Source organism: Mesorhizobium sp. M7A.F.Ca.ET.027.03.2.1 (assembly GCF_003999175.1).
GTDB lineage: Bacteria > Pseudomonadota > Alphaproteobacteria > Rhizobiales > Rhizobiaceae > Mesorhizobium.
Genome location: NZ_RZOM01001497.1, coordinates 1 through 1,049 on the forward strand (window position 1 = coordinate 1; position 1,049 = coordinate 1,049).

Annotated in this window: 2 protein-coding genes; both read right to left on the bottom strand. The window is 60.9% G+C overall.

The window, feature by feature from the left end:
• The coding region (locus tag EN750_RS35925; RefSeq protein WP_189526731.1) for an FAD binding domain-containing protein at positions 1–614 on the bottom strand (614 nt) is incomplete at its 3' end.
• Position 615: 1 nt separating this feature from the next.
• Positions 616–1,049 (bottom strand): (2Fe-2S)-binding protein (locus tag EN750_RS35930; protein ID WP_145968265.1); only part of this gene is annotated, 434 nt, incomplete at its 5' end.

The following is a 1,049-nucleotide window of genomic DNA, read 5'->3' on the forward strand; positions in this document are numbered from 1 at the left end:
CTATGCAGCTTGGCAAAAGTGAGCGTGCGCCTTCCCCGCGAACCTTCGACATCGACGGTGGCGTCCAGCGCAACCAGCGCCTGCGCAAAATCACCATGATACGTGGCAATGCAGGCATCGCTCGTACCCAGCACGGCATGCTGGCGATTGGACCCTTCCATCGCAGCGCAGCCGGAGCCCGGTTCGCGCTTGTTGCACGGCCAAGATATCTCTCGAAAATACTCGCAGCGCGTACGTTGCAGCACATTGCCGCCCAGGCTCGCCATGTTGCGAAGCTGACCGCTGGCAGCGAATTTCAGGCTGTCGGCGAGGACCGGGCAACGGCGCCTGACATCATTGTTGTCGGCTGCTTCACCCATACGGACCAGCGCACCAAACCGGATCTTATCATCGTCTATCCTGATCTGCCGCAAGGCCGGCTCGGCAAGAGTGTTGAGGTCGAGCAGTCGCTCCGGCCGCGCGACACCGAGCTTCATGTAGTCGGCCAGATTGGTGCCGCCGGCGATGAACTGCGTGTCGGCACCGGTTGGCGGAACATGCACGGTATCGGGACGGGACGCCATGGCGATTGCCGCGGAGACGCTGGTTGGTCTTTCATATACGAATGGGCGCATCCTAAGCCCTCCTGGTCTCGTCGCGTGCCTGGACGATCGCGGCAACGATGTTGGGATAGGCCGCGCAGCGACATAGATTGCCGCTCATATATTCGCGAATATCGTCTTCCGACCCAGCATGGCCTTCGTTGATGCAACCGATGGCGGACATGATCTGACCCGGTGTGCAATAGCCGCATTGGAAGGCATCGTGGTCGACGAAGGCCTTCTGGACCGGATGCAATTCCCCTTCCGCCGAAGCCAGGCCTTCCACCGTTGTGATCTCTCGGCCCTGGTTCATGACGGCAAAGCTCAAGCAGGACAGTACCCGCTTTCCGTCGATCAGCACCGTGCAGGCACCACACTGACCGTGATCGCAACCTTTCTTGGTGCCGGTCAGGCCGACATGGTCGCGCAGCGCGTCAAGCAGGCTGGTTCGATTGTCGAGCGCGAGGT